Origin of the sequence: Paenibacillus sp. FSL R7-0313 (assembly GCF_037969885.1) — a bacterium.
Lineage (GTDB): Bacteria > Bacillota > Bacilli > Paenibacillales > Paenibacillaceae > Paenibacillus.
The window spans coordinates 6,203,215-6,228,783 of the sequence record NZ_CP150219.1 but is presented as its reverse complement, the minus strand read 5'-3'; the positions used below and the strand labels follow the sequence as shown (position 1 = coordinate 6,228,783).

General features: G+C 46.5%; 21 protein-coding genes and 1 tRNA gene. 18 read left to right on the top strand and 4 right to left on the bottom strand.

The window, feature by feature from the left end:
* The first annotated feature begins 2 nt into the window (after nt 1–2).
* The 7 genes from NSQ38_RS27070 to NSQ38_RS27040 all read left to right on the top strand — a co-directional run bounded on the left by NSQ38_RS27070 (nt 3) and on the right by NSQ38_RS27040 (nt 13,034).
* Nucleotides 3–959: an aldolase catalytic domain-containing protein gene (locus NSQ38_RS27070; RefSeq protein WP_047842252.1), complete on the top strand. Its 957-nt coding sequence runs from the start codon at nt 3–5 to the stop codon at nt 957–959.
* 290 nt (nt 960–1,249) lie between these two features.
* The gene (locus NSQ38_RS27065) at nt 1,250–3,376 is read left to right on the top strand and encodes an EAL domain-containing protein (RefSeq protein WP_338592911.1); all 2,127 of its coding nucleotides are present in this window, start codon (nt 1,250–1,252) and stop codon (nt 3,374–3,376) included.
* Nucleotides 3,377–3,537: 161 nt separating this feature from the next.
* A tRNA-Gly gene (locus NSQ38_RS27060) sits at nt 3,538–3,608 on the top strand.
* A 518-nt stretch (nt 3,609–4,126) separates the two neighbouring features.
* Complete coding sequence (abc-f, locus tag NSQ38_RS27055; RefSeq protein WP_339784962.1) at nt 4,127–6,019, top strand: ABC-F type ribosomal protection protein; 1,893 nt, start codon at nt 4,127–4,129, stop codon at nt 6,017–6,019.
* A gap of 597 nt (nt 6,020–6,616) precedes the next feature.
* Nucleotides 6,617–7,651 (top strand): phenylalanine--tRNA ligase subunit alpha, encoded by a 1,035-nt coding sequence (gene pheS / locus NSQ38_RS27050; RefSeq protein WP_124113690.1) that lies wholly within the window; start codon nt 6,617–6,619, stop codon nt 7,649–7,651.
* A gap of 82 nt (nt 7,652–7,733) precedes the next feature.
* Nucleotides 7,734–10,187 carry a phenylalanine--tRNA ligase subunit beta gene (gene pheT, locus NSQ38_RS27045; protein ID WP_339784961.1) on the top strand — a complete coding sequence of 818 codons (2,454 nt, stop codon included), beginning with the start codon at nt 7,734–7,736 and terminating at the stop codon, nt 10,185–10,187.
* Between the two features lie 138 nt (nt 10,188–10,325).
* Complete coding sequence (locus NSQ38_RS27040; RefSeq protein WP_339784960.1) at nt 10,326–13,034, top strand: hypothetical protein; 2,709 nt, start codon at nt 10,326–10,328, stop codon at nt 13,032–13,034.
* A gap of 104 nt (nt 13,035–13,138) precedes the next feature.
* Here NSQ38_RS27040 and NSQ38_RS27035 read toward each other — a convergent pair whose 3' ends face one another.
* Complete coding sequence (locus tag NSQ38_RS27035) at nt 13,139–13,525, bottom strand: cytochrome C oxidase subunit II (RefSeq protein WP_339790727.1); 387 nt, start codon at nt 13,523–13,525, stop codon at nt 13,139–13,141.
* A gap of 220 nt (nt 13,526–13,745) precedes the next feature.
* Nucleotides 13,746–14,105: a phage holin family protein gene (locus tag NSQ38_RS27030; RefSeq protein WP_017689637.1), complete on the bottom strand. Its 360-nt coding sequence runs from the start codon at nt 14,103–14,105 to the stop codon at nt 13,746–13,748.
* A gap of 187 nt (nt 14,106–14,292) precedes the next feature.
* Between NSQ38_RS27030 and NSQ38_RS27025 the strand changes: the two genes are divergently transcribed.
* From NSQ38_RS27025 to NSQ38_RS27010, 4 genes are all read left to right on the top strand, one after another.
* Nucleotides 14,293–16,659, top strand: a complete 2,367-nt coding sequence (locus NSQ38_RS27025; protein ID WP_339784959.1) for an endonuclease MutS2 — start codon at nt 14,293–14,295, stop codon at nt 16,657–16,659.
* Between the two features lie 71 nt (nt 16,660–16,730).
* Nucleotides 16,731–17,150 (top strand): DUF350 domain-containing protein, encoded by a 420-nt coding sequence (locus tag NSQ38_RS27020; RefSeq protein WP_036610109.1) that lies wholly within the window; start codon nt 16,731–16,733, stop codon nt 17,148–17,150.
* Between the two features lie 119 nt (nt 17,151–17,269).
* Nucleotides 17,270–17,836: a hypothetical protein gene (locus NSQ38_RS27015; RefSeq protein WP_338592927.1), complete on the top strand. Its 567-nt coding sequence runs from the start codon at nt 17,270–17,272 to the stop codon at nt 17,834–17,836.
* Between the two features lie 129 nt (nt 17,837–17,965).
* Nucleotides 17,966–19,180 (top strand): MFS transporter, encoded by a 1,215-nt coding sequence (locus NSQ38_RS27010; protein WP_339784958.1) that lies wholly within the window; start codon nt 17,966–17,968, stop codon nt 19,178–19,180.
* Nucleotides 19,181–19,269: 89 nt separating this feature from the next.
* On the opposite strand, the gene NSQ38_RS27005 is transcribed toward NSQ38_RS27010, so the two are convergent.
* Nucleotides 19,270–20,490 (bottom strand): FAD-dependent oxidoreductase, encoded by a 1,221-nt coding sequence (locus tag NSQ38_RS27005; protein ID WP_339784957.1) that lies wholly within the window; start codon nt 20,488–20,490, stop codon nt 19,270–19,272.
* 97 nt (nt 20,491–20,587) lie between these two features.
* Here NSQ38_RS27005 and NSQ38_RS27000 point away from each other — a divergent pair, with 97 nt between their 5' ends.
* The 7 genes from NSQ38_RS27000 to NSQ38_RS26970 all read left to right on the top strand — a co-directional run bounded on the left by NSQ38_RS27000 (nt 20,588) and on the right by NSQ38_RS26970 (nt 24,842).
* The gene (locus NSQ38_RS27000) at nt 20,588–20,824 is read left to right on the top strand and encodes a hypothetical protein (protein ID WP_036610100.1); all 237 of its coding nucleotides are present in this window, start codon (nt 20,588–20,590) and stop codon (nt 20,822–20,824) included.
* Between the two features lie 30 nt (nt 20,825–20,854).
* The gene (locus tag NSQ38_RS26995) at nt 20,855–21,250 is read left to right on the top strand and encodes a spore coat protein (RefSeq protein ID WP_062833450.1); all 396 of its coding nucleotides are present in this window, start codon (nt 20,855–20,857) and stop codon (nt 21,248–21,250) included.
* A gap of 160 nt (nt 21,251–21,410) precedes the next feature.
* Nucleotides 21,411–21,911 (top strand): Lrp/AsnC family transcriptional regulator, encoded by a 501-nt coding sequence (locus tag NSQ38_RS26990; RefSeq protein ID WP_024628343.1) that lies wholly within the window; start codon nt 21,411–21,413, stop codon nt 21,909–21,911.
* A 13-nt stretch (nt 21,912–21,924) separates the two neighbouring features.
* Nucleotides 21,925–23,133, top strand: coding sequence for an aminotransferase class I/II-fold pyridoxal phosphate-dependent enzyme (locus tag NSQ38_RS26985; RefSeq protein ID WP_036610094.1), 1,209 nt, complete (start codon nt 21,925–21,927; stop codon nt 23,131–23,133).
* Nucleotides 23,134–23,275: 142 nt separating this feature from the next.
* Entirely contained in the window at nt 23,276–23,542 is a 267-nt protein-coding gene (locus NSQ38_RS26980; protein WP_017689627.1) for an aspartyl-phosphate phosphatase Spo0E family protein, read from the top strand.
* 168 nt (nt 23,543–23,710) lie between these two features.
* Entirely contained in the window at nt 23,711–24,262 is a 552-nt protein-coding gene (locus NSQ38_RS26975; protein ID WP_338592944.1) for a hypothetical protein, read from the top strand.
* A gap of 37 nt (nt 24,263–24,299) precedes the next feature.
* Nucleotides 24,300–24,842 carry a bifunctional adenosylcobinamide kinase/adenosylcobinamide-phosphate guanylyltransferase gene (locus NSQ38_RS26970; RefSeq protein ID WP_017689625.1) on the top strand — a complete coding sequence of 181 codons (543 nt, stop codon included), beginning with the start codon at nt 24,300–24,302 and terminating at the stop codon, nt 24,840–24,842.
* An 85-nt stretch (nt 24,843–24,927) separates the two neighbouring features.
* On the opposite strand, the gene NSQ38_RS26965 is transcribed toward NSQ38_RS26970, so the two are convergent.
* A complete protein-coding gene (locus tag NSQ38_RS26965) occupies nt 24,928–25,539 on the bottom strand; it encodes a DedA family protein (protein ID WP_091014720.1) in 612 nt (203 codons plus the stop codon).
* Nucleotides 25,540–25,569: the final 30 nt, after the last annotated feature.

The following is a 25,569-nucleotide window of genomic DNA, read 5'->3' as shown; positions in this document are numbered from 1 at the left end:
TAATGAAGACAAATCATTGCAAAATTGTAGATTGTACGATCCGTGATGGCGGATTGGTGAATAATTGGGACTTTAGCGTGGACTTTGTTCAACAGCTATATGCTGGATTGAATGAAGCTGGCGTTGATTATATGGAAATTGGATATAAAAACTCTCCGAAGTTGCTTAAAGGCGCCGAGGAAGCAGGACCATGGCGTTTCCTGAACGATGATTTCCTGCGTAAAGTTATTCCTCAAAAAGGAAATACCAAACTGTCTGCTCTGGTTGACGTAGGTCGTGTGGACGAAAATGATATCTTGCCTCGCAGCGAGAGCATGCTGGATCTGATCCGGGTTGCCTGCTACAGCAAAGATGTGGACAAGGCACTTGCACTGGTTCAAACATTCCACGATCGTGGATATGAAACTACACTTAATATTATGGCACTCTCCAATGTTATGGAGAATGAATTGCTGGAAGCATTTGAATTGATCAAAGAAAGCGCTGTGGATGTTGTTTACATTGTAGACTCCTACGGTAGCTTGGACCATAATGATGTGAAATATCTGGTAGAGAAGTTCAAGACTCACTTGCCTAACAAACGTCTTGGTGTTCACACACATAATAATATGCAACTTGCGTTTTCTAACACATTGGTTGCGGCGGAACTTGGCGTTGAGCTGCTTGATGCTTCTGTGTATGGTATGGGCCGTGCGGCAGGTAACTGTCCAACCGAATTGCTCGTAGCTCATCTGAAAGGAACAAAATACAATCTGCGTCCAGTACTTGGTGTATTGGAACAGTTGATGGTTCCACTGAGAGAAAAAGAAGAATGGGGTTACATTCTGCCTTACATGATTACAGGTGCGTTGGACGAGCATCCACGTTCAGCGATGGCGATTCGCTCATCGGAAGACAAGGATAAGGTTGTTGATTTCTATGATAAATTAACAACACCAGAAGTGAATTTTGATAAGTAATATAGTCTGAAATACAGTTGCAAAATAGGAAAACATGGACTCTAACGGGAGATCCATGTTTTTTTAGTTCTTAATGCCTTGTTTTTCTCTATATTTATGAATAAATATTCCTAGGAGTGACTATTTTTTAGTTCACGTATACAAAATTAAATGTTATTATGTACCAGATAGCATGTGTATGCATGTGAATTGAACGTTGGTTAATATGTTTTTTTGTCGAATCGTGTAGTAAGCTGTTAAGTTTGGTTAATGTAATTCAGGATAGGTGATCCCGGGAAGGAAAACACGGCATGAAGGTTAATCTGCAAGATCAGAGAAAAATAAGTTGGGTCGCTGTATGCGGCTTATTGTGTTTCCTCGCAAGTCAATGGTTTCGTTCTTCTTCAAGCTCTGATCTGACCATATCGGGTTACCCGGTTTTGACACTCTTGGGTGGATTTGCTGCGGCAGCAGCTTGTATCGGCATCTATAATCAAAGCTGGTTGTTTCGGACACAGAAGCTAACTCTTCGGAGAACATTATTGACAACACTCTTTTTATTGATTGGTCTGTTTGAACTGGTTCATATCGTTTCATTTGCAGAAGAGATTCCAAATGGAGCCATGATGGAATCGGAGTTCTCCTTAATGATGTCAACCATGGGATCTTTGGTATGTTCCGTAGGTTTACTGCTCGTGTATACCTTAAATGAGAAAGAAATTGCATTACCACGCAAATTCTTACTGTTCAGTGGGACATTGGGTACCTTTGTTATTTTGTACATACTGGCTATTCAGGAATGGAGTATGTTGCCTAGTATGCTTGATGGGGATGTGCTTGGTGGAATCTTCACCCGCGTTCATTTTATGGTTGGATTGCTCTATGGCATGATTGCAGTTCTTTTGTTTGTACAATGGAAAAAAACCAAAGATGGTGATCTACCAACCATTCTGTGTGGCATTCTGTGTTTCTTTTTTGGTGAATGTTATTTTGTTTCAGCAACTGGGGTGAACGACCTCAATTTGCTGTTAGGATTGCTGAGTAATTGTATGGCATATTTTTTCATTCAAAAAGGGCTGTATACGTCCGTAGTGGACACACCTTTCCTGCAACAGCAGGTCGCGGAAGCCAAGATGAACTATATTGCTCATCATGATGATGTAACGGGACTTCCAAACCGTCGTCGCCTTTCACAGCGGTTGAAAAAGATGATGGATGATGCCGTGGTGCAGGAACAGCTTGTTGGTGTACTGGTCCTGAATATTAATCGGTTCAAGACCATTAATGATTCGCTCGGACAGCAAGCAGCTAACCGGGTTTTGCGTCAGGTAGGTCAACGACTGAAACATTCGTCACTTCCAGGAGAAGAAGTCTTTGGATTGGGAAGAGATGAGTTTGCATTAATGATGACAGATTTCAGTTCAACCGATACAGCGTTGCGTCGGACAAGATCCATTTTGCAACTTTTTGAGAAACCCGTCTTGGTTGATGGCAATGAGTATCATCTTACACTTGGGATCGGGATGGCCATTTTCCCACATGATGGTGAGTCACCATTGGAGATTATTCAGAATGCCGATACGGCTCTGCACAGTGCAAAGGAACAAGGAATGGAACTGAATCGTTTTGCCCATGCGATGCAGATGAAGGCACAGGAGCGTTTGCAGCTTGAGAATGATCTGCGCAAGGCGTTGGATCGAGGTCAGTTCTACCTGGTCTACCAGCCGCAGGTTAATCTGCAAAGTGGGCTAATCGTTGGCATGGAAGCATTGGTGCGTTGGCAGCATCCGCAGCGAGGCTCGGTATCTCCGGCGGAATTTATTCCTCTGGCAGAAGAGAGTGGGCTCATTGTGCCACTTGGTGAATGGGTGCTTCGTGAAGCGTGTGCACAGAACAAACAATGGCAGGAAGCCGGTTATCGTAAACTGTGTGTTTCGGTAAATCTGTCGATGAGACAATTCAGGCATTCCCATTTGTTGGACAATATCAATGGCATTCTCAAAGAGACGGGACTAGAGCCTGTATGGCTTGAACTGGAGATTACAGAGAGCATGACATTTGATAAAGACCGGTCATTCGAACAATTGCGCAAAATCAAAGAAATTGGTGTGCATATCAGTATTGATGATTTTGGAACGGGATACAGCTCGTTGCACTATCTGAAGGATCTGCCGATTGATCGACTCAAGATTGACCGTTCATTTGTCAATGAAGTCATGGAGGACAGCAATAACGCTGCGATCGTATCTACCATCACTTCAATGGCGCATCATTTACAACTGAAAGTGACAGCTGAGGGTGTGGAGAACGAAGATCAGATGGTCTTTCTTCGCAATCAACACTGTCACGAGGCTCAGGGTTATTTCTTCAGCAAACCGATTAAAGCCGCTGAATTTGAAAAGCAGTTTTTGAGAGATGTGGATAAGCCTACAGGATAGGAAACAGCGGGGGTGCGAGGGTACTCCTGCTTTTTTAAGATGGGTGCGTAATGAAAAAAATGGGAAATATGACTTGCATGCTATAGAGGATCATGGTATATTATTATTTGTAAAATCATTGTTAAATTCCTAAGGAACTTAACAATTAAATGTTCAATCATGCGGGTGTAGTTCAATGGTAGAACTTTAGCCTTCCAAGCTAATAGCGTGGGTTCGATTCCCATCACCCGCTTAACGAAGTAGTACCGGAGTCCTTGCGATGCAAGGGCTTTTTTTATTGCGCTAAAGGAAATCCCGTGGTAACAGCGAGCAGAAGGTTGTTCTGTTTTCGTAGTTACGAGTAGTAAGTATTCTTTAGTGTAATTTATATACCCTTTGCTTTTTTACAATGATCTGTTACAATAACGGAGAAATTGATACTACACATGAATGAGAGGTAACCATACGTCCCATGAAGTAAAACACATGAATTGAACCCCAGTTAACTGCAGACGGTTTTATAACGCAGTCAGCCAGAGCGGCTGAGCAATGAGGGGATTCGTGTGTCCAAATTCAGCTATGGGAAAAGGTATGGAGCAAGTAAGCCTTGAAGGTTTACGTGTACCCTGTATTTTGGGTTTCTTTGTTCATGCCGTAGCTTACCTTAGATCTGTCTTTGAATGCTTGATCCAACCCTGAATTGCCAAACCGCCGGCTGATGCCAGCGGTTTTTTTTGTTCAGCAAAAAGGATGCAGGAAGGATGAGGCCTCATGATGACATTGGTACGCTTACATGAAGTATCAAAAGAGTGGAACGGTAATGAATTGTTTACAGGATTGAATTTGGAGATTAATGAGGGCGAACGACTCGCCATTTTGGGTCGAAACGGATGTGGCAAGACAACGTTGTTACGCATCATTTTGGGTGAGGAGCATGGTGGCGGACGGATAGAACGTCATATCCCTCAGCAGGAATGGGGGTTCATGCGCCAGCGCTCGGAGATTGAGGCCGGGATGAATGTACTGGATGCGGTCCGGCGTGAGAGCGGTCAGATCTATGAAGTAAAACGGAACTTGGAAGAACTGGAACAACGTCTGAGCATCAGCACTGAAGCGGATGAAGAACTGCTTGCAGCTTATACACAAGTGATGGAGCAATATGAACAGTTGAACGGTTATATGTGGGAGACTGAGGTAGAGAAAGTACTGACTCGTCTTGGATTATCCGCAGAGCATTGGAATAGACCCTATCATTCCTTGAGCGGTGGACAAAAAACAAAGGCTCGTTTGGCGGGGCTGCTTGTCAGCAAACCCAAATTCCTGATCCTGGATGAACCTACGAATCATCTGGATGAGGGAAGCATGCGCTGGCTTGAAGAGTGGTTATCCTCATATGAAGGTACGCTGTTATTTGTATCACACGATCGTACGTTTATTGATCAGGTAGCAACAGGCGTCATTGAGTTCAGTCCAGATGCCCTGACCAAATACAAGGGCGGATACTCCGACTACAAGCTCCACAAAGAGCGTGAATTACGCGAACAGGAAACGATCTACCGCAGGCAGGAATTGGAACGTAAGGCGCTGGAAGAAACGATTCGAAATTATCAGGAATGGTTCCATAAAGCGCATAATTCGGCGACTGATGTGGAGGTGAAGATCACCCAGAGCTTCTACAAGGCCAAAGCCAACAAAAATATTTCACGTTACCATGCGAAACAAAAGCAGCTGGAACGTTTGGAGCGGGAACGGGTGGATAAACCTCGTGAAGCTGCAAAGTTGAACATGGAATTACAGATGAATCCACTGGCTGCACGCCAGCTGCTTGCGCTGGAAGAGGTGAGTTTTTCATATACGGGAGACAAACCATTGCTGCGTGATCTTCGAATTACTGTGGAACGTGGAGATCGGCTTGCTGTACGGGGCCCTAATGGAACGGGCAAGACAACACTGCTGAAGTTGATGATTGGTGAGCTGGAACCTTCACAAGGCAAGGTCACACGGCATCCACAGCTGAAAATCGGTTACTTTTCACAGGAGCTGGAAGGGCTCCCCGAAAATCTGACGCTGCTGGACAGCTTGCTTACTCTTCCATCCATGACACAAAGTGCGGCACGTACCATTCTGGGATGTTTCCTATTTTCCAGAGATGATGTGTTCAAGCGCATTGGGGATTTGAGCATGGGGGAAAAGTGTAGAGTGGCATTTCTGAGACTGTACTTTGGCGGAGCAAATCTGCTGGTGCTGGACGAACCGACGAACTACCTGGACATCGATACCCAGGAAGTCATGGAGAATGTATTAAAACAGGCTTCAGGTGCTTTGGTGCTTGTATCCCATGACCGGATGCTGACAAAGACACTCGCGAATCGATTGTGCGATCTGGAGGCTGGGGGCACAGCAACCCTGTTTGAAGGAGGCGTGTCGGATTGGGAGCAGTCCAGCAAACTTCGGGAGCATGCGCTGGAGACTCGGGAATCCGATGACGAGCGGTTGCGATTGGAGATGCGCCTATCGGAGTTGCTGTCTCCTGTGAGCGCTACTGGAAAAGACAGTCTGACACAACCCGAGCATTCGAATGAGCGAGCAGTCGAGGCAGCTGAGATTCGCGAAATCCAGCAGCGCCTGAAACAATTGAAAGATAAGGGTGCAAGCATAAATTAGAACATGGACGGCTTGCTATTTCGATCTATTTTGCATATAATTATGAACGATCATCGATGATTACATCGATATAGGTAAGTGTTCAAAAAGATCGGTTTTCAGTACCAAGAAGATGGGATGAAGATAGAAATGGAGTAGCGGAGCGTAGGGAAAACTACGTGAGCAACGGATATTTCGGCTGAATGCCATATTCGATGCTGATGATGCCGTCAGGCATCATTCGTAATCAAAAGCGGACTTTTTGACAACCTCTAGAGGTTTAACTAACAAAGAAACGTGATGATGGAGATAAGTAAGCAGTACCTCTGGACAGGGAGGAAGCGCCGTAGATTGAGAGCGTTTCTGTAGAACAAGGCTGCCGAAATTCACTCCGAAGCGGTTCCCTGAACCTGTTTGTGTGCAGACACAGAGGCAACAGTAGGGGCAAACGGTTAACGGTCGTTATTCCGTACAAAGTGAGACAAAACCGGTTGCAGGCCAGAAGGTCCGTGCAGCAATGGATGTCTAACAAGGGTGGTACCACGGTCTTTTCGTCCCTTCAGGGGAGAGAAGGCCTTTTTTTGTTGCAAAAACACCACAAAAAGGGGGCAATTACACATGAAAGAACGTTTAGAGGCATTGAAGATCGAAGCGCTGGAGCAGTTGTCTGGTGTGAATGATCCGCAGACGCTCGGTGATCTGCGTGTAAAGTATTTGGGGAAAAAGGGTGCATTGACTGAGATTTTGCGAGGTATGGGTGCACTTAGTGCAGAGGAACGTCCGGTTATTGGTCAAGTAGCCAATGATGTTCGGGCTGCCATAGAGGAAGTTATCGACAGCAAGCAGGATCAGTTCCAGAAGGAAGAGACAGCGAAGCGTCTGCAATCCGAGAAAATTGATGTAACTCTGCCAGGACGTCGTGGACGCCAAGGCGGACTGCATCCACTGACCAAAGTGGTACAGGAGATCGAAGATATTTTCATCGGCATGGGATACCGCATTGCGGAAGGTCCTGAGGTCGAAATGGATTATTACAACTTTGAAGCATTGAATCTGCCGAAGAATCACCCGGCGCGGGATATGCAGGACTCCTTCTATGTTACCGAAGACTTGTTGATGCGTACCCATACGTCTCCGGTTCAAGTACGTACCATGCAGAGCATGAAGGGCGAAGTGCCTGTTAAAGTCATCTGCCCAGGTAAAGTATACCGCCGTGATGACGACGATGCGACGCACTCTTTCCAATTCAACCAGGTTGAAGGATTGGTCATCAGCGAAAACATTCGTATGAGCGATCTGAAAGGAACCCTACTGCAATTCGTGCGCGAAATGTTCGGTTCCCATACGGAAATTCGTCTTCGTCCAAGTTTCTTCCCGTTCACGGAGCCAAGTGCGGAAGTGGATGTAACCTGTGTACAATGTGGCGGCAGCGGCTGTCGGGTATGTAAGCAAACAGGCTGGCTTGAAATTCTGGGCGGCGGTATGGTTCACCCGAAAGTACTGGAAATGGGCGGCTATGATCCGGAGAAATACAGTGGTTTTGCATTCGGAATGGGCGTAGAGCGTATCGCGATGCTGAAGTATGGAGTCGATGATATCCGTCATTTCTACAATAGCGATCTGACCTTCCTGAAGCAATTCGGACGGCTGTAACTTTAAGACAAGAAAGATTAACCATATAGAGCAAGCGAATGAACCGGGAACACCAATTTATAGATGAAGGAAGTGAACGTCCATGAGAGTATCGACAGATTGGCTGTCTGATTATATTTCCCTTGAAGGTGTGACGCCACAAGAATTGGCGGAGAAAATCACCCGTGCGGGTGTCGAGATTGATGTAGTGGAGAACCGCAACAAGGGCGTGAATAAAGTTGTTGTAGGTTATGTGAAGAGCAAGGAGAAACACCCCGATGCAGACAAACTGAATGTATGTGTCATCGATGCCGGCCAGGAAGAAGATCTGCAGATCGTGTGTGGTGCGAAAAATGTGGATGCAGGCCAAAAAGTAGTCGTAGCTCTGGTTGGAGCGAAGCTCCCTGGTGGATTGGATATCAAAAAAGCCAAACTGCGCGGTGTTGTATCCCTTGGCATGATCTGTTCCGCCAAAGAGCTGGGCATGAACGACAAATTGCTGCCGAAAGATCAGCAGGAAGGTATTCTCGTTCTGCCAGAACAAACAGAGGTTGGTACGCCAATCAGCCAGGTTCTTGGTCTCGACGATCATGTGCTTGAACTGGACCTGACACCAAACCGTTCCGACTGTCTCAGCATGCGTGGTGCGGCTTATGAAGTGGGTGCCATCCTGGGTCGTGAAGTGAAGCTGCCGAGTCCCAAAGACCAACTGGTTGAAATTGGTGATGCAGCTGCGAATCATATCTCTGTAGAGATTAAGGCACAGGAGCAATGCAGTCACTATGCAGCTCGTTATGTAACCGGCATTAAGCTGGGTGCTTCCCCGCTGTGGATGCAAAACCGTCTGATGGCGGCAGGTGTTCGCCCAATCAATAACATCGTTGATATCACGAACTATGTCATGCTTGAATACGGTCAACCGCTACATGCATTCGATGCGGATAAGCTGGAAAAGGGCCATATTGAAGTGCGGATGGCCAACGAAGGCGAAACGATTGTTACACTGGATGGACAGGAGCGCAAGCTGGAGCCGCACATGTTGCTCATTACGGACGGCGTGAAACCGGTAGCCATCGCTGGGGTTATGGGTGGCGAGAATTCCGAGGTATCGGAAGGCACGGTGAATCTGCTCTTGGAGTCCGCCAAGTTCGACGGCGGAACCGTTCGGAAAACGTCGCGCCAACTGGGGCTGCGTTCCGAAGCAAGCATGCGTTTTGAAAAGGAAGTAGACCCGGGTGCGGTCATTACGGCTTTGGATCGTGCGGCTGAACTGATTCAGCGTTATGCTGAAGGTGAAGTGCATCAGGGAATCGTGGAAGCTGGAGCAGAAGCTGCGGAGAAACGTGTGATTCAATTGTCGCTGGACAGACTGAATCGTTATCTGGGAACTGATCTGTCTTTGCTTGAGGTGAAAACGATCTTCGCTCGCTTGCACTTTGCATGTGGTGATGCTGATCAAGGATTGCTGGATGTGGAAGTGCCAACACGCAGAGGGGATATTACGCTCGATGTAGACCTGTTTGAAGAGATTGCACGCCTGTACGGATACGACAACATTCCAACCACATGGATTGAAGGACCGACAACTCCGGGGGCATATACACGCTCTCAAGCGATGCGTCGCACCATTCGTGGATTGCTCTCAGGCAGTGGCTGGCAGGAAATGATCAGTTACTCCTTTGTACACCCGGATAAAGCGACATTGTTCCCGGCATTGACACAAGGCAGTAAAGCCGTGAAACTCGCGATGCCTATGAGTGAGGACCGCAGTGTGCTTCGTACGAGTATTTTGCCGCAAATGCTGGATGCAGCGGTGTATAACATGAACCGTAAACAGGATTCACAGGCTGTATTTGAAGTGGGCAATGTGTTCTTCACCGAGGAAGATCAGTTGACCAAGCAACCGCATGAAATCCCAGTACTGGGGCTGTTGCTCACCGGGAATCGTGCAAGCCAGCAGTGGAATGTTGGAGCGGAGAAAGTAGACTTCTTCGATCTGAAAGGTGCCCTTGAGCAACTGTTCGCTTATGTGGGACTTGAACAACGCATTCGCTTGGTAGCAAACAGCCCTGAAGGATTCCATCCGGGACGTTCCGCATCGGTTTACCTGGAAGGCAAAGATGGCGGGGAAGGCACTCTGATCGGTACATTGGGTCAATTGCATCCGGAACTGCAACAGCAGTATGATCTGAATGATGTGTATATCGCAGAGATTGCACTTGAATCAATCTACAGTGAAGCGGACGCCGATATTCGTTATCGTGAACTTCCGCGTTTCCCGGCTATGGAACGTGATATCGCAGTTGTTGTGAATGAAGATATTGAAGCTGGAGATATGCTGCGCGCCATTCGTGAATCGGCAGGTGAATTGTTACAAAACGTACAGGTATTCGATGTGTTTACTGGCAGTAAACTGGGTGAAAACAAGAAAAGCGTGGCAATGGCCCTGGTGTACCGGAATCGTGAACGTACACTTACCGATGAGGAAGTTACTGAAGTTCATGCCCGTGTAGTGGCTCGTCTGGAAGAGCAATTCGGAGCGGAATTGCGTAAATAGGACAGAAGAAGATTTTTTGAACAAAGATTAGCAGGAATTGTTTGAAGTCACATCGAATCCTTAGCATTAGAGGATCGATGTGACTTTTTTGTGATTACAGCTTAGAATCAACATACAGACTTGAAGGAGGGCACAACTGTGACTACACCTGATCGTACACGCGTCACCGTAGAGATCTACGGGACTTCCTATAAACTGGTTGGCAGCAGTGCCGACTATATGAAACAAGTAGCTAACCTGGTAGATGAGCGTATGAGCGCGATCTCCAAGCAAAATTCCCGTCTGGATACTCCGCGTATTGCGGTACTGGCGGCTGTACATATGGCTGAACAGTCTCTTCAGACTCAGGAAATCCGTAATGAACTGAAGATGCTTACTGGAGAACGTACAGAACTGAGAAACGAATTGAATCGGTTAAACGCCATACAAAATGAACATCAACAAGAATTGGAACGGCGTGACCAGGCTCTTGCTGATTTGCAAAAGCTGAAGATTGAAGCAGAGCAGGCGCTGCAAAAGTCCGAATCGGACAAAAATTCAGAGATAGCCAAGTTGAATACGCTGCTGGAGCAAGAACGCGCCCAAGCAACGGAGCGAGTGCAGAAATTGCAGGCCCAAGCGACGGCACAATTGAAGGAAGCAGAAGCCAAGGGAACGAAACAGCTGAAGGAAATGGAAGAGAAGACGGCTAACCAGCTTAAAAATGCACAGGCACAGGCTGCTTCCCAGCTCAAAGAAGCTCAGAACCGTTCTGCAGCCGAATTGCAGCAGGCGCAGGCCAAAGCTGCGGCGCAATATAAAGAGTTGCAGGACAAGACAGCAGCTCAATTAAAAGAAGCCGAAAGCCGTGCCGTTGCAGAACGTCAACAGATTGAAGCCAAGGCTGCGCAGCAGGTTCAGACAGCCAAGGAAGAAGCCGAGTCCGCCATTCTGTTAGAGTTGGAACAGGCTGAGAACAACCTGAAGAAAGCTCAGGAAGAAGCAGCGCTGCAATATAACGAACTTCAGCAACAGATGGAACTTCGGCTCCAGCAGGCTGAAGAAAGAGCGCTGGAACAGACCCAGGCTCTGACGGATCAAGCGAATCAGGAGCGGGCTGCCTTGCAGGAACAAGCGGAGCAGAAGCGCCTGACTGAGATAAATCAGTTGAATGCGGAGTTCAAGGCGTTATCCGAGCAGTTGGAACTCGAATGGATGGAAAAAGAAGCAGCCCTCGAGGAACAATTGCAGCAAGCCAAGGAAGCAGCAGCGTCCCAGGCGAAAGAAGCCGAAGCTGCGGCAGAGGCCTTATTGCAAGAAGAACAGGGCAAGCTCAAGCAGCAGCTTGAGGAACAACGTAAACAGGCGGAGACTCGACTATTAGATGTCGAAGAACAATTGGAAGAAGTAATGACCCAGCTCATCAGTGCACAGGACATGGTTGCAGAGCAAGAACAGCAGCTTCAGCACGAGCGCGGTCAATTGGAATCGTTACGTCATGAGCATGGTGTCCGTAAACAGGAGCAGGAAGTTCAGACTCGCCGAATTACGGAACTGGAGCAACAACTGGAGCAGTTGAAAGAAGACCGTTCCCAGTTGCAGGAGCTTCTGCGTGAAACGGAGCAGGCTGCCCAGCAATCCCGTGATTCACAGGAACAATGGAAACAGAAGTATAATGAAACTGTGGATAGAGAAACCTCTCTCACAGCACAGCTACGCAAACTTCAGGAGCAGCATGCACAGCTTGAACAGGAAGTGCAAAAGCTTCGTGAGGCTGAAGTGAAGTCGGAAGAGGAACAGCGCAGGTTGCATAAGGTGCTTGAACAGGCTCATGCCGCGGTGCGTACATTGCAGAATGAGATCGGCACGCTTACGGAACGTGAGCAGTCCTGGAAGGACCTTGCTGAGCAGCGATTGGCTGAGATCGGAGACCTGGAGAATCAGATTCTTGAAGTTGCTGAACAAAATGAAACGTTGGAGTCTGGTGTGCAATCCCTTCATGATGAATTGTCCGTGGTGAAGGAAGAGTCTCGTTTCAACCATGAAGAGGCTGTGCAATACCAGAAGGATGCAGAGCTTTTGGAAGAGAAACGCAATCAACTTGAAGTTGAGCTGAATGTTGTTCGGGAAGAGCTGAACCGACTTCAGGATAACTATAAACAAATCCGTAACGATTACAGTGATGCATTACAACGGGAAGAGAATTACAGTTCCAAGCTGGATGAATTGAGCAAGGAGAAACAAGAGATTGTGAGCGCACTTGAAGAAGCGAGACAGTCTTCGGCTAAACTTTCCGAGCGTTACTCTGAGCAAGAGAGCCGGCTAGCCCAGACTGAGGAAGAAGCGTTGGAATGGCAGATCAAACACGAAGAACTGTCAGCCAAACAGGCCGAGTTGTCTTCCCGTTTGGAGCAGTTGACAAGACGTGAAGAAGAACTTCGCTCAAGCGTTGAACAAGCAGAGCAGAACGACCAGGTGTGGCAACGCCGTGCAGATGAATGGGCGGCTCAGGAACAATCCTGGCAGGAACGCTGGGCTGCACTTGAGAATGAACTGACGGTTTGGAAGAGCGAAAGTGCTGCAAGTAGTGAGTTGCTGGAGGGACTGGAGCAAGAACGACAGCAGCTGGACAAGTTACGTGCAGAAGCAACCCAAGAGAAAGAGATCATGGAAACTGAACTGCTTGAGATGGGGGAGCGTTACGAATTAGCGGCCAATCAATTACGTTTGTTACAGGTTGAACGTGAAATGGAGCAGGAGAAGGCAGAGCAGCTGAACACAGAATATCGTCAGTTGCATGATGAATATACGAAATTGCAGACGGAATATAACGAATGGATTGAATTGATTGAACAGGACCAGACCTAGTGGAATGAATGTAGCAGAACTGGCTCGTGGGCAACGTACTCTGGTACAATTTGTTATACTAAAGAAGGAGCTCCCGTCGCTGCGGGGGCTCCTTGTCTTGAATACTATTCTTCAACGATAATTTTGGAGATCATGCTGCTGTGTCCTGAACCACAGAAGACAGAACAGGACATTTCAAACTCACCAACTTTGTCCGGGGTTATGACTTTGGAGCTATTTCTGGTATCCAGTTGAAGATTCAGCTCAGGCACAAGGATTCCGTGATTTCCGTTTTCATTTTCATAAACAATGTTAACCGGAACGCCTTTTTTTAGATGGTACTCAGGTTGATCGAATTCATAGTTGCTTGCCTTGATGACCAGTTCTTCACTGGCTGTAACTTCAGCATCGGATCCATTACTGCCAGATTCTGCGGACTGTTTCGCCCCTCCACATGCAGTGAGGACCAGAATTAACATACAGGCAGCGAGCCATGTTATGCCTTTCTTCATCATGTGCCTCCTTAAAGCGTGATATGGATAAAATTTGAATGATTGCTCCAGTCATCATACCGCAATATGTGGATGCCTGTACACGCTGCGTATGTCGTTTTTTTGAAAATTGTACGTGTACGGCAGAGCGTGCGTACTGCCTGAATGAAATAAACCCCTTCCGGCCCAGGGCCTTCAGAGGTTTAGGAAAATTCATGGGGATGTTAAGGTGAAGTGGAGATTAACTTTTGGAGCTTCGTCCGGCATCAAAAGGGGTGGATACCGGGATGAAGAGATCGATAATCCCGATAACGAGCGCAGCGAGAATGGCACCGAGCAGGCTGACTTCAACATGATCTACAACATATTGACCAAGCCAAATCACCAGTGCGCTAACGATAAATCCGACAATACCGCGACCAAACGGGTTAACTCTTTTGCCGAAGATACCTTCAACGATCCAGCCGAGCAGGGCAATGACGAGAGCAAGCAACAGGGCGCTCCAGAAGCCACCAACGGCGAATCCGGGAACGATCCAGCTAACCACCATTAATACAATTGCGGCGATGATAAATCGCACGACATGTCCCAGGAAATTCATGGTGTGTACCTCCTTTTATTCGGATTGAACTGAGCAGGGCAACTCCAAGGGGATGGAGAGGTTGCACAATCCTGACACCTGTAGTTTGTGGTGCTATGGCTGAAGTTATGTGTGGAAGGATTCGTTAAATAGCGTAAGAAAGTTTCTTTCGTTATAATACAGATATAGTTTGGAAGGAGTTGTACACTTGGACACGAAAATTTTACACACATTGGAATATCGCAAAATTTTAAATACATTGCTTAGCTTTGCCCAGACAACCATGGGAAAAAAGAAAGCGGAGCAACTTGAACCAAGCAGTGAACTTGAAGAAGTGAAGCGGTTGCTGCAGCAAACCGATGAAGCCTTCACATTTGATCGCCTGAAAGGCTCACCGTCGTTTGGGGGAATTGTCGATATTACGGCTTCCGTCAAACGTGCTGAAATTGGAGGCACACTTAACCCTCACGAACTGTTGGGAATATCCAATACAACCTTTGCGGCGCGGCGATTGAAACGTCAAATTGGTACTTTGCATGAAGATGAGCCCATCGAATCCTTGTTCTATATCAGTGATCAACTGTCAGAGCAAAAAACGCTTGAGGATGCCATCAAAATCTGTATTGACGATAATGCAGAGGTTGCCGACAGTGCAAGCGTAACGTTGGCGCAGATTCGTCGTGAGCTGCGCGGCGGAGAAGCACGGATTCGCGAAAAACTGGATTCCATGATACGATCCTCTACCGTATCCAAGATGCTTCAGGATCAGCTCATCACCATCAGAGGAGACCGTTTTGTTATCCCGGTGAAAGCTGAATATCGTTCATACTTTGGCGGGATTGTGCACGATCAATCCGGTTCGGGTGCGACATTGTTCATTGAGCCGGAATCGATTGTTGCAATGAACAACAAATTACGCGAGACCCGGATCCGGGAAGAGCGCGAAATAGAAATTATTTTGCAGAAATTGACGGCACTTGTCAGTGAGCAGGGAGAGTGGCTGTTGTATGATGTCGACTTGCTGGGATCACTTGATTTTATCTTTGCCAAAGCACGTCTGGCTCGTGAACTGAAAGCAACATTGCCTCGCATGAATGATCGCGGGTTCCTCAAACTTAAAAAAGGTCGGCATCCACTGATTGCGATCGAAAACGTGGTTCCAATCGACATTGAGCTGGGCAATGATTACACATCCATCATCGTGACAGGTCCGAATACGGGTGGTAAAACCGTAACGCTCAAAACGATTGGATTGCTGAGCCTGATGGCAATGTCCGGTTTATTTGTTCCGGCTGAGGATGGCAGTCAGTTATGTGTATTTGATGCGATCTATGCAGACATTGGGGACGAGCAGAGTATCGAGCAGAATCTGAGTACTTTCTCCAGTCATATGACCAACATCATTCGCATTCTGAAAAACATGACACCGAAAAGTTTGGTATTACTCGATGAACTTGGCGCAGGGACAGATCCGGCTGAAGGTTCCGCACTGGCGATCTCCATGCTGGAGCATATGCACCGGACGGGATGTCGCATGGTTGCAACCACTCACTACAGTGAACTGAAAGCATACGCATATGAGCGTAAAGGTGTCATTAATGCCAGCATGGAATTTGACATCAACACACTGAGTCCAACCTATCGCCTTCTGGTGGGTGTACCTGGACGAAGTAATGCATTTGCCATTGCAGAGCGACTGGGACTGCCGGGTTACATTCTCGACTACGCCCGTGGCGAAGTGAAGGAAGAGGATCAACGGATTGAGCACATGATTGCTTCTCTTGAAGAGAACCGTCTTACGGCTGAACAAGAGCGTGAGAAGGCAGAGAGCTTGCGCCAGGATATGGAGAAATTACGCAGTCGTCATCAGACCGAACTGGAGAAGCTGGAACAGCAGCGTGATCGCCGGATTGAAAAAGCAGAAGAAGATGCACGCAGCATTGTGGACAAGGCTCGCGCGGAAGCGGAGAAGATTATAGCAGATCTTCGCCTGTTGGCTATGGAAGAAGGTGCTTCCGTGAAGGAGCACAAACTCATTGCTGCCCGCAAACAGTTGGACGAGGCAGAACCTGAGAAACGCAGGAAAACGGTCAAGAAGACGGCAACAGCGCCGAAGACGCGTGCCATCGGTCCTGGTGATGAAGTGCTTGTCTATAGTTTGAATCAAAAAGGCCATGTTGTAGAGATGGCGGGCAGCAAAGACGCTATGGTACAACTGGGGATTATGAAAATGAAAGTATCCCTGGATGACCTGGAACTACAGCAGTCGGCTCCCGCAGCCAAACCGAAACAAAAACCGGTAACGGGTATGAAACGCACACGTGATGACAATGTGAAAAGTGAATTGGATCTGCGCGGTACCAACCTGGAAGAAGCCCTGATGGAGACAGATCGGTTCATTGATGAAGCTTTCCTTGCCAACCTGGGTCAAGTTTATATTATTCACGGTAAAGGTACAGGAATTTTACGTTCCGGTATTCAGGATTACCTGCGTAAGCATAAACATATTAAAAGCTACCGGCTGGGCAATTACGGAGAAGGCGGGAACGGTGTGACCGTCGCAGAATTGGAATAGCCGGTCCATGAATCAATGATATTCTGTGACCTTATTCATGAAGGTCGCAGATGGGGAGAGGGGAACGGTGCGTGATAGAAAGCATTGACCAATTGCTGTCTCATCCCTTGGGGATGGTACTCGGTTTTTTCTCGGTAGCGATTATGGAGCTGCTTGTATTTCTGGCTTGCTTCGAACTGGTGACCAAGTATAAATGCTGGACGGAGATCAAGAAGGGCAATGTGGCCGTTGCGATGGCTACAGGAGGCAAGATCTTCGGGATCTGCAACGTATTGCGGTTCTGCATACAAGCGAAATCTTCGGTGTATGAAGCCATGACGTGGTCATTTGTAGGGTTTATCCTTCTGCTCATTGCCTACTTTTTGTTCGAATTCCTGACACCCGTGTTCTCCATTGATAAGGAGATCGAATCGGATAACCGAGCTGTCGGATTGATATCCATGATTATTTCAGTCTCGCTGTCGTTTGTTATTGGCGCGAGCATTATCTAGGGGGACCGGTCATGAAGATATTGATACGGATTCTGTTTGCGGCATCGATCGTGTTTTTTGCCATCGGTGTCATCTATGTAATGAATACATGATTATATGAAAGAGAAAGGTTGATCAATATGGAAACAACAGTATGCCCTTGGTGTCAGACGGAGATTGTATGGGATGAGGAACTCGGTCCTGAAGAAGAGTGTCCTTATTGTCACAATGAGTTAAAAGGATACCGTACACTCAACATCAACATCGATGATGAAGAGAACGATGAAGCTGAGGACGACATCTATGATGTAGACGATGTAACGAACGAGAAACAGACTACGGATCTTTCTGATCTGTGGGGGGATGAAGTCGAACTCAAATTGCCGGAGTTGCGAACGTTAACCAAATATGCGGATGAAGGTAATGACCTCATTCAGTATGAACAAGGTGTCCAGAAGCAACTTGATCATCAGGAAGAAGTGCCGGAGTGCCCGAATTGCCGGGAATTCATGATTCTCGCAGGTACGCAAGCTGCAACGCAGGATAACTTCGTGCCAGTTGCTAACGCAGCTTCAGGCGAAGGGTCACTATTGTCACCACCTTTTAAGGTATTGACCTATGTATGTTCGGGATGTTTCCAAGTTCAATACAGTCTGTCTGAGGAAGATCGTCTGCGTCTGATCAAGAACCTGAGTACGCAGGAATAAACATTTCGGAGATTCTAACCAATTTCATAGCAATCCTGAAGATTCATCATGTTTTCCTCTTGCTTGGGGCACGTTAACCCTGAGACCTACCTGTACACAGTTCACTTCAGGTGGATGAAGGAGGAGCAGATGAAGATTACTTTAGGCCGACAATCCATTCTGCTTTTGGGCGTGAATGGATTGTTTGCGTTAGCCGGAGCGTTGTCGGGAACCTTTTTGAATGTGTTTCTGTGGAAAAGCCGTCCGGATTATGCCATGTTGGGGTGGTTCACCCTCAGCCAGCAACTGGCCATTGGACTGACATTCTGGCTTGCTGGCAAATGGGTCAAGGAACACAATAAAATGAGTGCACTACGATTAGGTACTGCGCTGTCAGGCATATTTTATATGATAGTCCTCTGGGCTGGTTCCAAAGCTGTAGACTGGATATGGCCTCTGGGTATACTACTGGGTTGTTCCCTGGGGCTATTCTGGATCGCATTTAATGTTGTGTATTTTGAAATAACGGATCGGGAAAACAGGGATCTATTCAATGGCTGGGTGGGGTTACTTGGTTCGATGACAGGAATTATAGGTCCTTGGTTCTCCGGATTGATTATTACTCGCATGACAGACAACACAGGATATCGGCTCATTTTCACGGTATCACTCGTCATTTATGTCATAGCGGTAGTCTTCAGTTTTTTTCTGAAAAAAAGAAAGGTGAGCGGTACATACCGCTGGGCTGAACCCTGGATACAGCTATCCAAGCCAGAGAGTCCCTGGAGGACCCTAGCCGTGGGTTTGTTCGCTCAGGGCGCAAGGGAAGGTGTCTTTGCCTTCCTGATTGCACTACTTGTATATTTAGCCACCGCACAGGAGTACAAATTGGGGCAGTTCTCACTCATCACTTCAGCTGTGGCACTTGTAAGTTATTGGGCAGCCGGCAAATGGTTCAAACCACAGTATAGATCAAAAGGCATGTTCATTGGGGCACTCATTCTGCTCGTTGTGCTTCTTCCTCTTCTCTGGAAAGTGACATATGGTACGCTGTTAATCATGGGGATTGGGAGTGCTGTTGCGATGCCGTTATATGTACTACCGATGATATCAGCGGGATTCGACATGATGGGCACGAGTGGCGAAAATGTGGAGAAAAGGGTTGAACTTGTCGTTTTGAGAGAGTTATGCCTGATGCTTGGCAGACTATGTGGGTTGGCCATATTTATTGTGACGGTCTTAAATGCTCCGTCTCTACGCATGTTAACCTGGCTTATTATTGTCCTCGGTGCTTCTCCGCTAATTGGATGGATATTTATGCGCAAGTTATTGAACCGAACGGAAGGACAAGAGCCCTCGGCTTAGCAGGCTTCCCAATATATAGAACAGGGTACAGCGGCGGGAAAGAGAACTTTCCGTGTGCTGTACCCTGTTTGTATTGATTTATTTTGATGTTATACAGGAGATGGTTTACTTGTACGTGTGAGAGAGAACAGATCCATATCAGGGTTTTGTTTGCCAGTAATAGCATCCGCAATTAAGGAAGCAGCAATCATGCTGTATACGGTCCCGTTACCTCCATACCCTTCTACAAAATATGAATGCGGATAATCGGGATGTGTACCAATTAGAGGCAGGCCATCATTCGTATTACCAAACACAGCCCCCCAGGCATAATCGACTTCAAGATCATCTAAAGGGAAATAGGAACGGACCTCTTCCAGGAGTGTGTCTCCCCGGTGTTTTGACCGTATTTCACGTTGATCCTCTCGAGGTGTTTCTTCATCCAAACCGCCTGCAATGATTCTTCCGTCCGGTGTTGTTCGCATATACAAATATGGACGAGCTGTCTCCCAAATCATGCTGTGTTCAAACCATGCACTAAGATCAGACAACGGTTTGGTAGCAATCGCGTAGGTCGTTTTCAGATAGGCTCCGCGATCCTTTTTGATGTCCTGTGTCTCGTAACCGGCAGCAAATATGACCTTCTTGGCACGGATTTTACCGTTGGCAGTGTGGCAGATTACACCATCTTCATCGTATTCACAGTGTATCATCTCTGTCTGACCATAGATTCGTGCGCCACGCTTATTTGCGGATTCAAACAAGGCATGAACAAAACGATAGGGATTCACTTCTGCATCTCCCATTGTGTACAGTGCAGCGGGTTTGCTGAAGGGGAAATGCTGGCTTATTTTGTCGGCATCCCACAGTTCAGCTTCAAAACCATAACGCTTCAAGGTCTGATATTCTTCCTCCAATAGGGCTACATCATCTTCACTGCTTGCAAAACAAAGACTTGTTCGTGGGATAAACCAAGGGTCTGTATCCAGGCTGTCTGCAATTTGAGCAAGTTGTTTCATGGCTTCACGACAAAGCTCATAAAAACGTACGCCTGTTGCTTCACCAAAAGTGTGGATACATGAGGTTAGTGTCTTGTCATTGGTGTATTGTAAAAGACCTGTATTGGCAGAACTGCTGCCGTGGGCAATGTCTCGCTTATCAATCACAACAGTGTTGACACCTTGTTCCGTGAGTAGTTTAGATGTCAATGCGCCCCCCATGCCCCCACCAATGATGAGGCAGTCACAAGAGATGTCTTCTTGTAGCGCAGAATAATTAAATGTTGAATTGAAAGTGGAGGGCCAGAAAGGTGTGCCATAGACCAGATCCATTAGAAACATCTCCTTTATAATTTAAATTTGTATACTTTTGTGTGACCGGGTTAACAATAATTGCGCATAAACTTTATGCCGAGGAGGCCATCGAAACATGCAGAATCATACTATGCAAGCGCTGAGTCCCAAGGAATTGAACTACATTGCGGACTCGATCACCAATGAAGAACTGCTGATTAAGCAGTGTGCAGCCACAGCTTCCATCACACATAATCCACAAATTCAACAAGCTCTGAATCACTATGTTCGCTCACATGAACAGCATCTGAACACGCTTGTCAATGCACTGCAGCAACATCAGTCTCTTGCACCGGCGCAAGTCAGTAATTGAGAAAACTCTAACTGTATAGGAGGAAAACGCATGTATTCTCAATCTTTATCATCTAATGGCGCTTTTATGCAGGAGCAGGATCTGTTGAAGTCGATTCTTGCAGATTTAAGACGAACCTCGCGCGAATATACGACTGCGACAACGGAAGCTTCCTGCCCCATGACACGTCGGATGTTCACAGACCTGACGAACGATACCCTAAGATTACAAGGGGAACTATTCAATCTGATGCAGCAAAACAACATGTATTCTGTCTCGTCCAAGGCACTTCGTCAGGATGTGGACAAACAAATTCAGTCCGCCCACCAGACCCAACAAAAGTGTCAGCAATTCATTCAGGAAAAGAATACGCAGAACAGTTCATATAGCCAAGCTCCTAATGTGCCTCAGCATCAACCGAATTACGGTAACCCTTATTACATGTAACCTTTGCAAAAGAGGTTTGAAGCACCTAACGTTAAAGGACCATACCACCGCTTGCCTGAATTCAGGGCAGGCGGTCTTTTGTCTATGCATCAACGTCAAATTCATGTAATATAAGTATTAATTCATTTTCAGGAACCTGGATGACGCTGGAGGGAAAACCATGAAAGATTTGAACGATCTGCAATTAAAAGTTCTGGATCTGCTGAAGGAAGACGCGAGAAGGACTCCCGCACTGCTGTCGACGCTGCTGGGGGAGTCGGAAGACAAGATCAAGAACGCCGTGGCACAGCTAGAACAAGACCACGTCATCGTGAAATATGCAACCGTCGTGAACTGGAGCAAAATAGATGATGAAAAAGTAACGGCCCTGATTGAGGTGCAGATCACGCCGGAGCGTGGTCGTGGTTTTGAAGGGATTGCCGAACGCATTTATCTCTATCCGCAAGTGAAGTCCGTATATCTCATGTCCGGTGCATACGATCTGCTCGTTGAAGTAGAAGGTGGCAACCTGCGTGAAGTCGCTAATTTTGTGTCGGAGAAACTGTCTCCGATAGACTCTGTACTGTCAACCAAAACGAATTTTATTCTTAAAAAATATAAGCAGGACGGGATTATCTTTGAAGACCATCAGGAAGACAACCGTCTCATGATCTCGCCGTAAAGGAAGATGTGTCATGATAGTGAATGAACAGACAACCGGGAACAACAAGAAAATGACATCTTATCTGGCACCCCTCGTGCAGCAGATACCTCCATCCGGAATTCGTAAATTTTTTGATCTGGTTGGAGACAACAAGGATATTATCACATTGGGTGTGGGTGAACCTGATTTTGTTACCCCTTGGCATATGCGTGAAGCTTGTGTATACTCGCTGGAAAGAGGTATGACCAGCTACACATCTAACGCAGGTATGCCGAAGTTGAGAGAAGCCATCAGTGAATATCTGGATACTCAGTTTGATACCAAATACGATCCCAAGGATGAGATTATTGTTACCGTGGGTGGCAGTGAAGCGATTGACCTGGCTTTGCGCGCATTAATCGTACCTGGCGACGAGATTCTCATTCCTGAACCTTCGTACGTGGCGTATTCACCAATCGCTTCAATTGGTGGCGGTATACCAGTTGGTGTTGAAACCTACGCGAAAGATCAGTTCAAGTTAACGGCCGAAGCACTTGAAGCTGGTATCACACCGAAGTCGAAAGTGGTTATTCTGTGTTATCCGAGTAATCCGACTGGAGCCATCATGACGTATGAAGAGTGGCTGCCTATTGCTGAAGTGATTAAAAAGCATGATCTGATTGTGATCGCGGATGAAATTTACGCTGAATTGACGTATACGCAAAAACATGTTAGTTTTGCAGCTATCCCTGACATGAAGGAGCGGACTATTCTCGTAAGCGGATTTTCAAAGGCTTTTGCAATGACAGGTTGGCGGATCGGTTACATGTGTGGTCATCCTGAGCTTATTGCAGCCATGCTCAAAATCCATCAGTATACGGTAATGTGTGCGCCGGCCATGGGTCAGGTTGCTGCACTTGAGGCGTTGACGAATGGTTTGGGTGAGAAAGATCGGATGGTAGAATCATATAATCAGCGTAGACGTTTAATTGTGCAGGGATTCAGAGATATTGGACTCGATTGTCATGAACCTCAGGGAGCATTCTATGCATTCCCGAGCATTCAAAAGACGGGTATGAGTTCCGACCTGTTTGCTGAGCGATTGTTAACGGAGAATAAAGTGGCTGCTGTTCCGGGCAATGTTTTTGGCCCTCAGGGTGAAGGCTTCTTGCGTTGTTCCTATGCTACTTCCGTAACCCAATTAAATGAAGCTTTGGAACGAATCGGAAACTTTGTTTACAAACTTCAAAAAGAGGGTTAATTTAAAGTAGAATCTTTTTACAAATGTGATATTGTTATCATTGGAAAAAAATAACTTTCTTTTACAAAATAATGTGATATAATTTCAATTTGAAATAAGTTTTCATAAATTTGGAAACCATTTTTCCAAGGAGGGGTTAGCTTTGTTTTGTGTTGAATATGATTTACCGACGAATCGTGGGCACTATCTGGCAGAAGGCGATCATGGCGACCGATGGTCGGTGAAACCCGATAACGCATCTTTGCATGACATTTCCTTGGAAGATGAAATTCATATGCTTCGTCGCAAGATGGAACAGATCTTCCTCGAAGAGAAATCATTCACATCCGATATTGTAATTGAAATCAGCAGTTTGCTTGATTTAAAGATTAATGAATATATGAAGGCTAACCCGATTAAAGCAAAATAACGTTTATGCTGGAGCGAAACGTTTCATTAATCGAATTAGAAAGGGAGACCTGAGAGGGTCTTCTTTTTTTGTATGTAAAGGCAGGGTGATCCCCCGATAAGCCAGGTTATTTTTTTGCGTGGAACAATTGTGATATATTGGACATAGGAGACTAAAGGGGGAACTGGAATGAAGAGATTTTGGGGGCTTACTGCAATCATTTCTATCGTTTTTCTGCTTGCTGGTTGTGGAGGTAAAGATGGTTTTTCCATATTCATCATTGATAACCAAGGAAATCCATCTGTAATCTCAGAGCAGTTACAGGCCAATCTGCAACAGAAACTGGGTGAGGAACCCAAGGTGGAAGTGATTACCAGTGCAATGTATGATGTTCAGAAAATTATGGTAGAATATGCGGCTGGAGGACATGATATCTTCATTTTGCCTGAGTCCGACATGAAACAATACGGAAGTAATGGCTCCAATGTTCCGCTGGATGATACTTTTGATCCCAAGAAGTTTGAACGGGGTGTATTTGAGGGGGGAGTATTGGTAGAGAAGGGTGAAGGAGATGGAGGTTCAGATCTCAAGCAAGAAACACATCTTTACGGCATTCCACTCGAAGATATGAAAATGTTTAAAGATGTAGAATATGCTGCGAGCAATTTGTTCGCCACCATTCCAGTGTCATCTTCCAATGTCGAAGAATCCAAAAAAGTGCTGAAGGCGCTGACAGAGTAAAGAAAATTCAGAATGGCTATGGAAGGAGGGAAGCGGATTGCTGATTACGGTCACAGGCGGCATAGGTAGTGGTAAAACCCGGTTTGCCCTCAAGTACGCAGCCGGGATTAGCCGGGAGGGTGTATATTTATCCACTGGTGATCATGATCCCGTTATTCCCGAATTGCCATCCGCTCATTATCGTGCCATTCATGCCGGGAACGGTCAGCATCTGACAGAGGTGATCACCCAGATTAATCGGGAATCCAATCTGTTTTTGGCGGATCAGCGAATTGTAATTGTAGACAGTCTGACCTCCTGGATGGCTGCCGGTTTCAGGGCAACAGAGGATCTGGATCATCAGCGTTCAGAGACACAGCTTTTGCTTGATGCTTTATTGTCTTATCAGGGGAAGTTGCTTGTGATTACCAATGAAATGCATGGCACATTGCATCCTACCGAGGAAGAACGAATATTTACAGCGAGAATGGCTTCGGTTAATCGGATGCTGCAGATACATGCTGAAAAGATGTACTTGCTGGTATCTGGTCTGGCTATCGATCTGAAGAGTCAGGGCATGCGAAATGAAGATGAACGATAGCGAGATGACATAAACGGGTGACATAAAGAAGCCTCCTTAACCACGAATTGGTGGCGAGGAGGCTTTATTTATTAAGTTATCCTTTTTATTTCTGCTTTTTGCTACGTCTGATCCACCAGATGATACATCCGATGACAATGATGGCCAGAATGACGTACACTACAATGGAATAGACGTCCATAAAGTGCAAAATGCTCTCCCATGATGCGCCAAGCGCAGCACCAACGCAGACCAGAATGACATTCCAGATCAATGTACCAATGGTTGTAAAGAGAAGGAATAAACCAAATTTCATATTGGACATGCCTGCGGGAATGGAGATAAGACTACGGACGAGGGGAACCATTCGGCAGAATAATACGGTCCACATGCCATATTTGTCAAACCATGCATCGACACGGTGAATATCCTCTTTTTTGATGCGCAGAACATGTCCCCAGCGTTCCACAATTTTCTCAAGGCGTTCGACGTCAATGAGTAGACCAATACCATACAGGAGAACAGCACCAAGGACGGAGCCAATGGTTGCGGCGATAATAACTCCTGGAAGAGTGAGACTGGTATAGGTGGTCATGAATCCGCCAAACGGCAGAATGATTTCGGATGGAATCGGGGGAAATACGTTCTCAAGAGCAATAATGAGTGCAATGCCTATGTAGCCGTATTGTTCCATGAAATCGGTTATCCAGTTTTGCATAATCGTCTCCTTTACTTTTGGTTTCCTTCG